The 12,541-nt window shown below is 72.6% G+C and carries 12 protein-coding genes and 3 tRNA genes; 10 read left to right on the top strand and 5 right to left on the bottom strand.

Annotated features, from left to right (window positions below):
- Positions 1-4 precede the first annotated feature (4 nt).
- The 5 genes from AC2RP6_RS17620 (at position 5) to AC2RP6_RS17600 (ending at position 5,195) form a co-directional block, all read left to right on the top strand.
- Entirely contained in the window at positions 5-1,582 is a 1,578-nt protein-coding gene (locus AC2RP6_RS17620; RefSeq protein ID WP_486447052.1) for a complex I subunit 4 family protein, read from the top strand.
- Entirely contained in the window at positions 1,579-3,123 is a 1,545-nt protein-coding gene (locus AC2RP6_RS17615; RefSeq protein ID WP_486447051.1) for an NADH-quinone oxidoreductase subunit N, read from the top strand. Before AC2RP6_RS17620 ends, AC2RP6_RS17615 begins: the two co-directional genes overlap by 4 nt.
- A 208-nt stretch (positions 3,124-3,331) precedes the next feature.
- Positions 3,332-4,195 carry a zinc metalloprotease HtpX gene (gene htpX / locus AC2RP6_RS17610; RefSeq protein WP_486447050.1) on the top strand — a complete coding sequence of 288 codons (864 nt, stop codon included), beginning with the start codon at positions 3,332-3,334 and terminating at the stop codon, positions 4,193-4,195.
- A complete protein-coding gene (locus AC2RP6_RS17605) occupies positions 4,192-4,584 on the top strand; it encodes a YccF domain-containing protein (protein ID WP_486447049.1) in 393 nt (130 codons plus the stop codon). Before htpX ends, AC2RP6_RS17605 begins: the two co-directional genes overlap by 4 nt.
- Before the next feature lie 77 nt (positions 4,585-4,661).
- On the top strand, positions 4,662-5,195 hold the full coding sequence (locus AC2RP6_RS17600) for an SMI1/KNR4 family protein (protein ID WP_486447048.1): 534 nt from the start codon (positions 4,662-4,664) through the stop codon (positions 5,193-5,195).
- On the opposite strand, the gene AC2RP6_RS17595 is transcribed toward AC2RP6_RS17600, so the two are convergent.
- The 3 genes from AC2RP6_RS17595 to AC2RP6_RS17585 form a co-directional block, all read right to left on the bottom strand.
- Positions 5,179-6,414, bottom strand: a complete 1,236-nt coding sequence (locus AC2RP6_RS17595) for an APC family permease (RefSeq protein WP_486447047.1) — start codon at positions 6,412-6,414, stop codon at positions 5,179-5,181. The two genes, AC2RP6_RS17600 and AC2RP6_RS17595, sit on opposite strands and share 17 nt — an antisense overlap.
- 18 nt (positions 6,415-6,432) lie before the next feature.
- Entirely contained in the window at positions 6,433-7,860 is a 1,428-nt protein-coding gene (locus AC2RP6_RS17590; RefSeq protein WP_486447046.1) for a SulP family inorganic anion transporter, read from the bottom strand.
- Positions 7,861-8,062: 202 nt separating this feature from the next.
- The gene (locus AC2RP6_RS17585; RefSeq protein WP_030030284.1) at positions 8,063-8,551 is read right to left on the bottom strand and encodes a YajQ family cyclic di-GMP-binding protein; all 489 of its coding nucleotides are present in this window, start codon (positions 8,549-8,551) and stop codon (positions 8,063-8,065) included.
- A gap of 270 nt (positions 8,552-8,821) precedes the next feature.
- On the opposite strand from AC2RP6_RS17585, the gene AC2RP6_RS17580 reads away from it, so the two are divergent.
- A tRNA-Tyr gene (locus AC2RP6_RS17580) sits at positions 8,822-8,903 on the top strand.
- A 123-nt stretch (positions 8,904-9,026) separates the two neighbouring features.
- A complete protein-coding gene (locus tag AC2RP6_RS17575) occupies positions 9,027-9,467 on the top strand; it encodes a DUF3574 domain-containing protein (RefSeq protein WP_486447045.1) in 441 nt (146 codons plus the stop codon).
- A gap of 71 nt (positions 9,468-9,538) precedes the next feature.
- Here the strand turns inward: AC2RP6_RS17575 and AC2RP6_RS17570 are convergent, their stop codons facing one another.
- Positions 9,539-10,195 (bottom strand): SDR family oxidoreductase, encoded by a 657-nt coding sequence (locus AC2RP6_RS17570; RefSeq protein WP_486447044.1) that lies wholly within the window; start codon positions 10,193-10,195, stop codon positions 9,539-9,541.
- Positions 10,196-10,252: 57 nt separating this feature from the next.
- Positions 10,253-11,527 (bottom strand): amidohydrolase family protein, encoded by a 1,275-nt coding sequence (locus AC2RP6_RS17565; protein ID WP_486447043.1) that lies wholly within the window; start codon positions 11,525-11,527, stop codon positions 10,253-10,255.
- 428 nt (positions 11,528-11,955) lie between these two features.
- Between AC2RP6_RS17565 and AC2RP6_RS17560 the strand changes: the two genes are divergently transcribed.
- The 3 genes from AC2RP6_RS17560 to rpmG all read left to right on the top strand — a co-directional run bounded on the left by AC2RP6_RS17560 (position 11,956) and on the right by rpmG (position 12,402).
- Positions 11,956-12,028: transfer RNA gene (locus AC2RP6_RS17560), tRNA-Thr, on the top strand.
- A gap of 48 nt (positions 12,029-12,076) precedes the next feature.
- Positions 12,077-12,149: transfer RNA gene (locus tag AC2RP6_RS17555), tRNA-Met, on the top strand.
- A gap of 88 nt (positions 12,150-12,237) precedes the next feature.
- A complete protein-coding gene (gene rpmG / locus AC2RP6_RS17550) occupies positions 12,238-12,402 on the top strand; it encodes a 50S ribosomal protein L33 (RefSeq protein WP_007265873.1) in 165 nt (54 codons plus the stop codon).
- The last annotated feature ends 139 nt before the right edge of the window (positions 12,403-12,541 follow it).

Below are 12,541 nucleotides of genomic sequence, written 5' to 3'. Positions count from 1 at the left end.
AGCCGTGATTGATATCAGCCCGTCCGTGATGCAGTTCCTTCTCGCGTTCATGCTGGCCGTACCGCTCCTGGGCGCCGTCGCGGCCCTCCTGCCGGCCCCGCCCGGCCTCAAGGGCCGCAGCCCCGAGCAGGCCGTCCTCCGCCACGGCGTGACCGTGACCGGCGTGGTCCTCGCCGCGGCGATCGCCCTCACCCTCGGCTTCGACCACGACGCCCCGTCCCGCTTCCAGGCGACGACGGACATCAGCTGGATCCCGGCGCTGGACGTCCGGATCCACCTCGGTGTCGACGGCATTTCGCTCCCCCTCCTCCTGATGACCGCGCTGTTGTTCTTCCTCTGCGCGCTCTACAGCTACTTCAAGATCCCCGCAGGCCCTTCCCCGAAGGCCTTCGTCGCGCTGCTCCTCGTCCTCGAGTCCGGCACCCTCGCGACCTTCGCCGTCCTCGACCTGCTGCTGTTCTTCCTCGCCTTCGAGATGGTCCTCATCCCGATGTACTTCCTCATCGCCCGCTGGGGCGGTGCCCAGCGGCAGGCCGCCGCCTGGAAGTTCATCCTCTACACGCTGCTCGGCTCCGTCGTGATGCTGCTCGGCCTCCTCCTCATCGGTGTGACGGCGGACACATTCGACATGGTGGCACTCGCCTCTGACAACGGCCGCGAACTGTCCCGCACCACCCAGCTCCTGGCGGTCCTCGCCATCGGCGCCGGCCTCGCGGTGAAGACCCCGATGTGGCCCCTGCACAGCTGGCTGCCCGACGCCCACACCGCCGCCCCCACCGTCGGATCCGTGCTGCTGGCCGGCGTCCTGCTCAAGATGGGCACGTACGGGTTCGTCCGCATCCTGCTCCCCGTCACCCCCGACGGCATGGCCACCTTCGCCCCCTACCTGGGCGCCTTCGCCGTCGTCGGCATCGTCTACGGATCCCTCGCCTGCCTCGCGCTCGCCCGCCAGGGGAACAAGGGCGACCTCAAGCGCCTCATCGCCTACTCCTCCGTCGGCCACATGGGCTTCGTCCTCCTCGGCATCGCGTCCATGACCCCCACGGGCGTCAACGGCGCCCTCTTCGCCAACATCGCCCACGGCCTGATCACCGGCCTCCTCTTCTTCCTGGTCGGCGCCCTCAAGGACCGCTACGGCACCGCCGACCTCGACACCCTCGCCGGAGCCACCGGCGCCGCCCTCTACGGCCGCGCCCCCCGCCTCGGCGCCCTCCTGGCCTTCGCCGCCGTCGCCTCCCTCGGCCTTCCCGGCCTCGCCGGCTTCTGGGGCGAGATGCTGGCCCTCTTCGGCGCCTTCGACCCGGCCGAGGGCCTGCCCCGGGCCGCGTTCCTCACGTACACGGCCGTCGGCGCGTTCGGCACCCTGCTCACCGCCGCCTACCTGCTGGTCGTCGTACGGCGCGTCTGCATGGGAGACCCCGCGGCCGGCCCCGAGCTCACCGTCGCGGACGTCCACCGCTACGAGTTCGCCGCCTGGACCCCGCTCGTCGCCCTCACCGTCCTCGCCGGCCTGTGGCCCGCGCTCCTCCTCGGCCTGACCGACCCGGCCGTTCAGCAGCTCCTCGCAGGAGGCACCTCATGACGGCCCTGACGGTCCTCGCGGCCGAGACCCCCAGCCTGGTCCAGTCCGTCGACTGGCTCGCCGTCGCACCCGTGGTGATCACCGCGGTCGTCGGCCTGGCCGTCCTCGTGGCCGACCTGTTCGTCGCCGAACGGCACAAGGCGGTCCTCGGCTGGATCTCGGTGGCCGGCCTGGCCGCCGCGACCGCCGCCCTGATCCCGCTGCGCGCCGGCGACCGCGCCACCTTCTGCCTCACCGCCGACCCGGAGGCCTGCAGCTACACCGTCGACCACTTCACGGTCGTCGTGCAGTTCCTCGTGCTGGCCGGAGCCCTGCTCACCGCGCTCCTGTCGGTCACCGCCGTGCGCGACACGCGGATGCCCGCCGGCGAGTACTGGTTCCTGCTGCTCTCCTCCGCGGCCGGCGCCGCCCTGCTGCCCGCCTCCCGCGACCTCGCGACCCTGATCGTCGCCCTGGAGGTGGCGTCCCTGCCCGCCTTCGCCCTCGTGGGCATGCGGCGCGGCGACCGGCTCTCCTCCGAGGCAGCCCTGAAGTTCTTCCTGTCCTCCGTCACCGCCACCGCCGTGTCGCTGATGGGTGTCAGCTTCGTCTACGCAGTCACCGGCTCGCTGCACCTCTCCCAGGTCGCGGACCGCCTGGAGGACGTCCCCGGGCAGTTCGACACCCTCGCCACGGCCGGTGTCGCGCTCACCCTGGTCGGTTTCGCGTTCAAGACCGCGGCCGTCCCCTTCCACTTCTGGGTCCCCGACACCTACGTCGGCGCGCCCCTTCCCATCGCCGGCTACCTCTCGGTGATCGGCAAGGCCGTGGGCTTCACCGGCCTCATCCTCGTCACGGTGATCGCCTTCCCGGCGTACTCGCAGGTCTGGGGCCCGGCCATCGCCGTCCTCGCCGCCCTCACCATGACCCTGGGCAACGCCGCCGCGGTGCGCCAGTCCGCGGACCGCCCGAACAGCGCCGTACGGCTGCTCGCCTGGTCCTCGGTCGGCCAGGCGGGCTACCTGCTCGTCCCGATCGCCGCCGCCGCGTACACCGAGCGCGACCAGATCGGCTCCACCCTCGCCTACGCCCTCATGTACGCCGCCGTGAACCTCGGCGCCTTCGCCGTGGCCGCCCTCGTCGCCCGTACCAAGCCGCTCCACCGCATCAGCGACTACCGCGGCCTGTACGCAGAGCGTCCGCTGGCCGCCCTCTCCCTGGCCTTCTTCCTGCTGTGCCTGGCAGGCCTGCCGCCGGGCATCATCGGGCTCTTCGCCAAGGTCACCGTCTTCCAGTCCGCCGTCGACGCCGGTCTGGGCTGGCTGGCCGTGCTCATGGCGGTCAACGTCGTCATCGCCCTGTACTACTACCTGCGCTGGACGGCGCTGCTCTTCCGCGCGCCCGAGGGCGCGGAGGCCGTGCAGGACGGCGCACCGGCCCGTACGAAGGCCCCCTGGCCGGTCGCGGCGGCCATCGTCGCGACCGCGATCACCGCGGTCGTCCTCTCGGGCGCACCGCAGCTCGTCCTGCGCGTCGCGTCGGGCAGCCTCTTCACGCAGTAGCCCGTCACGGGCCGGCCAGCCCGTACGGAGCAACGCGCACGGCGGCCCCGCCGTCCCCGCCGAGGGGGGCGGCGGCGGGCCCCTGCCCCGGCACGCCCTGGGAACCAGACGCCCTCACCTCGCGTTGACCAGGAAGGGAGGGTCCACTGGACCGTAGACCCTCAGATCCATGACGGGCTCCCCTGCCGCACCATTTGGAGGGCGTACCGTGCACCGCCGGCACAACGGGCTCAAGACCGCCGTACTCCTCGGCGGGCTGTCCGCACTCATCATCGTCATCGGCAGCTTCTTCGGCCGGACCGGCCTGATCGTCGCCGTCGTCGTCGCACTCGGGACGAACGCCTACGCGTACTGGAACAGCGACAAACTCGCTCTGCGCGCGATGCGCGCCCGCCCCGTCAGCGAATTCGAGGCCCCCCAGCTCTACCGCATGGTGCGGGAGCTCTCCACGTCCGCGCGCCAGCCCATGCCACGCCTCTACATCTCGCCCACCGAGGCGCCGAACGCCTTCGCGACCGGCCGCAATCCGCGCAACGCCGCGGTGTGCTGCACCGAGGGCATCCTGCGCATCCTCGACGAGCGCGAGCTGCGCGGGGTCATCGGCCACGAGCTCAGCCACGTCTACAACCGCGACATCCTCATCTCGTCGGTCGCCGGCGCACTCGCCTCGGTGATCATGTTCCTGGTGAACTTCGCCTGGCTCATCCCCGTCGGCCGGTCGAACGACGACGAGGGTCCCGGCCTGATCGGCATGCTGCTGATCATGATCCTGGGGCCGCTGGCCGCCTCCGTGATCCAGCTGGCCATCAGCCGCTCGCGCGAGTACGAGGCCGACGCCTCCGGCGCCCAGCTCACCGGGGACCCGCTGGCCCTGGCCAGCGCCCTGCGCAAGCTCGACGCGGGGACCAAACAGCTCCCGCTGCCGCCCGAACCACGACTGGAGACGGCGAGTCATATGATGATCGCCAACCCCTTCCGCCCCGGTCAGGGACTGACCAGGATGTTCTCGACCCACCCTCCGATGGCCGAGCGCATCGCCCGGCTCGAACAGATGGCAGGCCGCCGCCAATGAAGACAATCCTGAACGTCATCTGGCTCATCCTCAGCGGCATCTGGCTGTTCCTGGGATACGTGCTCGCCGGCGTGCTCCTCTGCGTCACGATCATCGGCATCCCCTTCGGCATCGCCGCCTTCCGCATCGCCGTCTACGCCCTCTGGCCGTTCGGCTACACCACGGTCGAGCGCCACGACGCGGGCGCCCCGTCCTGCATCGGCAACGTGCTCTGGCTCGTCCTCGCCGGCTGGTGGCTCGCACTGGGCCACATCGTCACGGGCATCGCGCTCTGCGTCACGATCATCGGCATCCCCTTCGGCATCGCCAACTTCAAGATGGTCCCGCTCTCCCTGCTCCCGCTGGGCCGCGAAATCGTCCCCACGGACGCCCCGTTCGCCGCCCGCTGACCCGTCTCTGACGCGGCCCGGTCAGGAGTTGTCCACAGGCCGGGGCGGCTGTCGGTGGGGTGCGTCACCATGAACGCATGAACGAGACCGAGCAGTTGCTGGAGCAAGTCGCAGCCCGTGCGCGCACCTCCGCGCACGGGCACGGAGAGCACGCGGAGCCCCTGCCGGCGCCCCTGGGCGCCGGGGAGATCACCCGTGCCGAGGACATACTCGGCTTCGCCCTGCCGCCCCTGCTCGCCCGTCTCTACACCCGCGTCGCGGACGGCGGATTCGGCCCGCACCCCGGGCTGCTGCCCCTGCGTCAGGCCCTCGCCGCCCACGCGGCGCAACGCGCCTCCGGCTGGCGGTGGCCCGACGCGGTCCTGCCCGTCGCCGACCTCGGCTGCGCCGTGTACGCCTGCGTCGACTGCAGATCCGACACCGCCCAGGTCCTGCTGTTCGACCCGAATCCGGGCGAGCCCGACCTCGCCTGGTCCATCGACGCCCCCAGCCTGGCGGGCTGGCTGCGCGGCTGGCTCGACGGCACCGCATGGTTCTGTGAGGAGTCCGCCCTGGGGGAGGACCAGGACCTGGAACCGGTCCCCTGGGCGGAGTTCAGATCCCGGGTGTGAGCCGGCCGCGCACCCGGTACGCCAACACGCCCAGAACCAGTACGGCGGCCCCCGCGACCACCGACGCGAGGGGCAGCGCGCACGCCAGCACCACACAGCCGGACAGCCCGACCGCTGCCACGGCCCGCCCCTTGACACCTGAATCGAGAGTCCACGCGGAGGCGTTCGCGATCGCGTAATAGGCGAGCACGCCGAAGGAGGAGAAACCGATCGCGCCCCGCAGATCGGCGGTGGCCGCGAGCACCGCCACCACCGCCCCCACCGCGAGCTCGGCACGGTGCGGCACCCCGTACCGGGGGTGCACGGCGGCCAACGCGCGCGGGAAATGGCCGTCCCGGGCCATCGCCAGGACCGTCCGCGACACCCCGAGCACCAGGGCCAGCAGAGAGCCCAGCGCGGCCAGCGCCGCGCCCACCCGGACGGCCGGCGCCAGTCCCGGCACGCCCGCCGCCCGGACCGCGTCGGCCAGCGGCGCCGACGACCCCGCCAGCCCCTCGGCCCCGAGCACCGACAGCAGCGCCACCGCCACCGCCGCGTACACCAGCAGAGCGATCCCCAGCGCGAGCGGCACCGCCCGCGGGATCGTCCGTTCCGGGTCACGCACCTCCTCGCCCAGGGTGGTGATCCGCGCATAGCCCGCGAAAGCGAAGAACAGCAGACCCGCGCCCTGCAGCAGTCCGAAGACCGTCCAGTCCGGTCCGCCCAGCCGCTCCGGCGCCGCCGCACCCGAGGACAGGCACATCACGACCACCGCGGCCAGCACGGCCAGGACCGCCGCAACGATCAGCCGGGCGATCCGCGCGGACTTCTGGACACCGCCGTAGCTCGCGGCGGTGACCGCCACCACCGCCGCCACGGCCACGGCGTGCTCCCGCCCGGGCCACACGTAGGCCCCCACCGTCAGGGCCATCGCCCCGCAGGACGCGGTCTTGCCGATCACGAACCCCCAGCCGGCCAGATAGCCCCAGAAGGGCCCGAGCCGTTCCCGCCCGTACACGTACGTGCCCCCGGAGGCCGGATGGCGGGCGGCCAGCCGCGCCGAGGAGTGCGCGTTGCAGTAGGCCACGAGGGCCGCGACCGCGAGAGCGGCGAGGAGCGCCCCGCCCGCGGCTCCCGCGGCCGGGGCGAAGGCCGCGAAGACCCCGGCACCCACCATCGCGCCGAGTCCGACGACGACCGCGTCGGACACTCCCAGAGTGCGTTTCAGTTCATCCGTCACGGGCGGAGGGTAAGGGGGTCAGGTGACGCCCTCGCGGCGGGGGAGGGACGTGCGGGTGCGCTCCCAGCCCTCCAGGGCGGTCAGACAGGCGTGGTCGAGATGGCGCAGGCCGCTCAGGTCGAGCCGGACCGGCTGTCCGTGCGGCAGCGCCTCCAGGGCGTCGAGCAGCTTCGGCAGCCGCAGGAAGCTGGCGTTGCCCGTGACGCGCACGCACAGCTCCCCGTCCTCCCACACCTCCTCGACGTGCACGTGGGAGGTCTCCCAGGCCGCCTTGGCGATGGCGAGCCCCAGCCCGACCAGCACCCCCTCGAAGAGGTTGGTGACGACGATCGCGCAGGCCGTGGAGACCAGCACCACCGCCTCGCCCCGGTGCGTGCGCCAGAGCGTGAACACCGCCCTGACCGGCAGGAGCTTCCATCCCGCGTACAGGAGCACCCCGGCGAGGGCGGCGAGCGGCACCCTCTCCAGCACCTGGGGGAGGGCCACGGCGAAGAGCAGCAGCCAGCCGCCGTGCATGATGCGGGCCGCCCGGGTGCGGGCGCCGGCCTCCACGTTGGCGGCGCTGCGGACGATCACGGCGGTCATCGGCAGGGCCCCGAGCAGCCCGCAGACACCGTTGCCCACGCCCTGGGCGATCAGCTCCCGGTCGTACTCCGTGCGGGGTCCGTCGTGCATCCGGTCCACGGCGGCGGCGCTGAAGAGGGTCTCGGCGGAGGCGATCAGCGCGAGCGCGACCACCGTCCCGACCGCACCGAAGGAGGCCAGCACCTCGAACTCGCTCCAGGCGGGCGGGGACACCGCCTCCAGGACCCCCGTCACCCGCACCTTCTCGACGGGCAGCCCCAGCAGGGCGGCCGCGGCGCCTGCGGCGGCCACGCCGACCAGCGCGCCGGGCACCAGCCGCAGGCGGGCGGGCACCCGCCGCCACGCCATCATGACGGCGATGGTCCCGGCCCCGAGCAGCACCGCCGCCCAGTCGGCCCGCGCCGCCAGGCCGTGCACCCCGCCCAGCTTCGCCAGGGTGTGCCCGGGGGCCTCCGCGCCGCCCAGGGCGTACAGCTGCCCCGAGATCAGCACGAGCCCGATGCCGGCCAGCATGCCGTGCACGACGGCCACGGAGATCGCCCGGAACCACCGCCCGAGCCGCAGCGCCCCCATGCCCAGCTGCACCAGGCCCGCGGCCAGTACCAGCACGCCGAGGGCGGCCGCGCCGTACGCCTGCACCGCCTCGTACACGAGCACGGTGAGGCCGGCCGCGGGGCCGCTCACCTGGAGGGAGCTCCCGCGGAACCAGCCCGTGACCAGCCCCCCGACCACGCCGGTGACGATCCCCAGTTCGGCGGGGACCCCGGAGGCGACCGCCACCCCCACGCACAGGGGGACGGCGACCAGTGCGACGACGACGGACGCCCCGAAGTCTGCGCGAAACGTGCCGGCCCCAGGCATGCGAGATCCCCCTGCCACGCGGTGATGTGATGCATCCACCGTGGCGGGCGCACTCCGCGCCGCCCAAGTGCCCATGGGAGCCCGCGGCGGCGCGTGCGCCGCACGCGCCCGGCACACGCACCCCACGCACCCCGCGAACCACCGCGGCCCGGCGGTCGGTGAGGACCGCCGGGCCGGCGTGGTGGCAGGTCGAGGACCTGGGTCAGCGGTAGTTCACGAACTGGATCGCGAAGTCCAGGTCCTTGCCCTTGAGGAGGGCCTGGACGGCCTGGAGGTCGTCGCGGCTCTTGGAGCTGACGCGCAGCTCGTCACCCTGGACCTGGGCCTTGACGCCCTTCGGGCCCTCGTCACGGATGATCTTCGCCACCTTCTTGGCGTTCTCCTGGGAGATGCCCTCCTCGATGGTGGCGAAGATCTTGTACTCCTTGCCGGACAGCTGCGGCTCACCGGCGTCCAGCGCCTTGAGCGAGATCCCGCGCTTGACCAGCTTGGTCTCGAAGACGTCGAGGACGGCCTTGACGCGCTCCTCGGAGTTCGCCTCCATGAGGATCTTCTCGCCGGACCAGGCGATGGTGGCGCCGGTGCCCTTGAAGTCGTAGCGCTGCGAGAGCTCCTTGGCGGCCTGGTTGAGGGCGTTGTCGACCTCCTGCCGCTCGACCTTCGAGACGATGTCGAAACTGGAGTCGGCCATGTGCTGTGGCTCCTTGAAGTCGGTTGCGATCGCCCCGGAGGGCGCGGCCGGACATCCCCGGACCGCTCGGCAAAGCCTAGGGGGTCTCCCGCCGATCATGCGGGGCTCCCGGGGCTCCCTGAACCGGCCGATCGCCACGGCACGCCCCGGCCGCCGCACCCACCCACGGCGCTGATCAATCCGGTGGCGAAGCACCCCCGGTCATCAGGTATCGTTTACGTCGTTGCCAGGGAGAGCCGCGGAAAAGCGGCCTTGAAGGCGACATCCCATGGCGGTGTGCCCGAGTGGCCAATGGGAGCGGACTGTAAATCCGTCGGCTTAGCCTACCCAGGTTCGAATCCTGGCGCCGCCACGCGAGTGGAACCCCCGTTCATCTGCGGAAACGCAGTGGACGGGGGTTCTTTCGCTTCCCGGACCGGGGGTCGCCGGGGGAGTGACGGCCGCATCGTCGGGGGCCCGCGGTCGTTCACCGGGGGTGAAATGGACATCTGACACGCGCGGGAAGGTCGGCGGCGGCGTTCTCATCGCCCTGCTCGGCGCGGGGATCCCGGCTCTCATGGGAGCCGCCCTGCACACGGACGTGGGGGAGCCCTACCGGGAGACCCGGCTGTACTTCGGCACCGAACGGACCGACGGCGGGGCCCCGGTCGCGGAGCGGGAGTTCATGCGGTTCCTCGACCAGGAGATCACCCCCGCATTCCCCGAGGGGCTGACCCTCCACGACGGGTACGGCCAATGGCGCGGCGAGAACGGCAAGACCGTCCGTGAGGCGTCCTACGAAGTGGTCCTGCTCTACCCGGAGAAGGACGCCGACGACCGCAGCGTGCGCATCGAGCGGATCCGCGACGCCTACGAGAACCGCTACCAGCAGGACTCGGTCGGACGCTCGGACGACAAGGTCGAAGCCGGGTTCTGAGCCACCGGCGGGGGAGGCCGGCTCCGGCCCCGGAGCCGGCCTCCCCCGGAACCGGCCCTCCCGCCGGGCCGTCAGTTCCCCGCCACGTCCTTGACGGCCACCTCGACCGGCGTCGAACCGGAGATCAGCTCCAGGGTCAGCCCCGCCGTCGCGGGCGTCTCCACCAGCTCGGCCAGCACCGCCGCCACGTCGTCGCGCGGCACCGCTCCGCGGCCCGTCCGCACCTCCAGGCGGACCAGCCCCTTCCCCGCGTCGTCGAGCAGCGAGCCGGGCCGCAGCACCGTCCACTCCAGACCCAGCCGGGTCCGTACGTGGTCGTCGGCCTCGCCCTTCGCCCGCAGGTAGACGTCGAACACCTCGTCACCCTCGTGATGGGCGTCCGCGCCCATCGAAGAGACCATCAGGAAGCGGCGCACACGGGCCCGTTCGGCCGCGTCGGCGAACAGCACCGCAGCGCCCCGGTCCACGGTGTCCTTGCGCCCGGCACCGCTGCCGGGGCCGGCGCCCGCCGCGAACACCGCCACGTCCGCGCCCTGCAGGATCCCCGCCACGTGCTCCACCGTGGCCGATTCCAGGTCGCAGAGCACCGGTTCGGCGCCCGCCTCCCTGAGGTGGTCGCCCTGCTCGGGGTCGCGGATGATGCCCGCGACCTCGTACCCGCGCGCGGCGAGCAGGCGCTCCAGCCGCAGCGCGATCCGACCGTGTCCACCCGCGATGACGATGCGCATGCCCCGACCGTACGACGAGCAGCCCGCCCCCGCCCGGCAAGTCACCCCCTCGGGCTCCTACGGCCCGGCTTCCGTGCGGCCCTGCCGGGGGAGGTCCAGGGCCACCGCGACGGCGGAGTCGCAGTACTCGCGCACGGCGCTCGTACGGGCCACCACCCGCCCGCGGTGGATCACGATCCGGCTGTACGCCAGGGACAGCACCCCCGCGATGCGGTCCCCGCGCACGGCGAGCAGCTCCGCGGGGAAGCCGGCCTCCAGCCGCACCTCCGGCAGGCCCATCGCCTCGCGGGCGCAGGCGCTGACGCAGTCGTAGGCCTCGCCGGGGCGCAGACCGCCCTGGGAGGCCAGCAGGTACGCGGCCTCCAGCGGGTCGCCCCGGCCGACCGGGTTCCCGGCGTCCCGCAGCGCCCCGCTCCCGGCCGCGACCCGTACGCCGGCGGCCCGGAGCAGCCGTACGGGGGCGGTGCGCAGCCCGCGGCGTTCCAGCGCCGCGCAGTCGCCCTGGGGCAGGCAGGTCACCCGTACCCCGGCCGCGGCCAGCCGGTCGGCGGCGCGGGCGGCCGCGTCCAGCGGTAGCCGGGACAGACCCCCGCAGGGGCCGATGGTCACCCCGGTGCGCAGTCCGCCCGCCATGGCCGCGAGCCGGGCGAGGCGGGCCGGGTCGTCACCGTCCGTGTGGAGGTCCACCGGGCAGCCGTGCTCGTCGGCGACCGCCAGGACGGCTTCCACGAAGCCCGTGGGGTCCGGGTCCAGGTCCGGGCAGCCTCCGATCACGGCGGCGCCCATTTTCACCGCGTCCCGCAGCATGGCGAGCCCGTCCGCCCCGGCCACCCCGGTCAGCAACCGGGGAACGGCCACCGCGGTGAGATCGGCGAGCCCGCGCAGGGAGCGCCGGGCCTGGAGCACGGCCTCCAGGGGGCCGAGGCCGTGCACGTCGCCGATGCGCACGTGGGAGCGCATCGCGGTCGCACCGTGGCCGAGCTGGAGCAGGGCGGCTTCCGTGGCCCGGCGCTGGACGTCGTCGAGCGCGTACGAGACGGGCCCGTCGCCGTCGGCGGTCAGCGCGGTGTCCCCGTGGGCGTGCGGCTCGGCGGGCGCGGGGAGCAGTAGGTAGCCGCTGAGGTCCACCCGGGACAGCACGGGGGAGGAGAGGCTGCCCGCGGCTGCGACGGCCTGGATCCGGCCGCCGCCGAGCCGGACGTCGACCGTACGGCCGTCCGTGAGCCGGGCCCCGGCGAGGAGCAGAGTGGTGGCCTCGGCGGCGGCCGCGTTGCCGTTGCCGCTGCGGGGGGACGGGGACGGGGACGGCTGCTGCGGCTGGCTGTCGGACATCGCGCTCCTGCGGGGGCTCGGGCGGTACCTGGCGCCGTGGCCGGGGCCCGCGGCCCAAGATCACGCAGCGTGCTCCGAGCCTAGGGCGCGAGGCACCCCGCTTCGCGGAAGAGGGCAATAGTCGTACCGGTTGTGCCCGGCGGCCGTGACCGCGCGCGTACGCACCTGCGGCGGGGCCGCCCCGCCCACCGTCCGCGACGCCCGCGCGGAGCCGTCCTCCCGGAAGCGGGCAGCCGTCGTCCGGAAGCGGGCAGCTGTCGTCCGGGCGGGAGCGGGCGGGACGTGTGAGCCCGGGCACAATCGGCGGGAAAAAGGGGGCGGCAGGGGCCTGCGGGTTGATCGGGAGCGGCTTCCGAACCCCCTCGGAGCCCTGCTCCCGCAAAGGATTTGGGCGATCGGCGGGCAACCGTGTAATGTCTTCATCGCTCGCCCCAATAGCTCAGTCGGTAGAGCGTCTCCATGGTAAGGAGAAGGTCTGCGGTTCGATTCCGCATTGGGGCTCTGGTGAGAGAGGTTCCCCACCCTCGGGTGGGGAGCTGATCACATCAAAGCGGCGTAGCTCAGTCGGTAGAGCAAGCGGCTCATAATCGCTGTGTCACCGGTTCAAGTCCGGTCGCCGCTACCCACAGTAGCCGATTGCGGGGTCGGTCTCCCGATCGGCTACTCTTTTATGCGTTCATCCGTCCCATAGTCCGTCAAGGAGCACTCACGTGGCTGCCACCGACGTCCGCCCGAAGATCACGCTGGCCTGCGTGGAGTGCAAGGAGCGGAACTACATCACCAAGAAGAACCGGCGTAACAACCCGGACCGCATGGAGATGAAGAAGCACTGCCCGCGCTGCAACTCGCACACCGCGCACCGCGAGACCCGCTGACCCCAGCGAAGTCTCGAATACAGGCACCGTCATGAGGTCGTCCCCTTCATTGGGGGCGGCCTCGTGTCGTTTTCGTGCCCGGCCCCTCCAGTCTTTGTCCCTGTGTGTTTCGTGTCCCTTCAACAGGAGGTAGTGAGTC

The organism is Streptomyces sp. WAC03905 (genome assembly GCF_057371075.1).
The sequence above is the reverse complement of the archived record's forward strand: the minus strand, read 5'-3'. Positions and strand labels throughout refer to the sequence as shown.

Excerpts from the sequence above, each read along its gene's own strand:
- AC2RP6_RS17600 (WP_486447048.1), top strand. The coding sequence starts at position 4,662 with ATGAACGAGACCGAGCAGTTGCTGGAGCAAGTCGCAGCCCGTGCGCGC.
- AC2RP6_RS17570 (WP_486447044.1), bottom strand. The coding sequence starts at position 10,195 with ATGCGCATCGTCATCGCGGGTGGACACGGTCGGATCGCGCTGCGGCTG.
- AC2RP6_RS17605 (WP_486447049.1), top strand. The coding sequence starts at position 4,192 with ATGAAGACAATCCTGAACGTCATCTGGCTCATCCTCAGCGGCATCTGG.
- AC2RP6_RS17590 (WP_486447046.1), bottom strand. The coding sequence starts at position 7,860 with ATGCCTGGGGCCGGCACGTTTCGCGCAGACTTCGGGGCGTCCGTCGTC.
- AC2RP6_RS17565 (WP_486447043.1), bottom strand. The coding sequence starts at position 11,527 with ATGTCCGACAGCCAGCCGCAGCAGCCGTCCCCGTCCCCGTCCCCCCGC.
- AC2RP6_RS17615 (WP_486447051.1), top strand. The coding sequence starts at position 1,579 with ATGACGGCCCTGACGGTCCTCGCGGCCGAGACCCCCAGCCTGGTCCAG.
- AC2RP6_RS17585 (WP_030030284.1), bottom strand. The coding sequence starts at position 8,551 with ATGGCCGACTCCAGTTTCGACATCGTCTCGAAGGTCGAGCGGCAGGAG.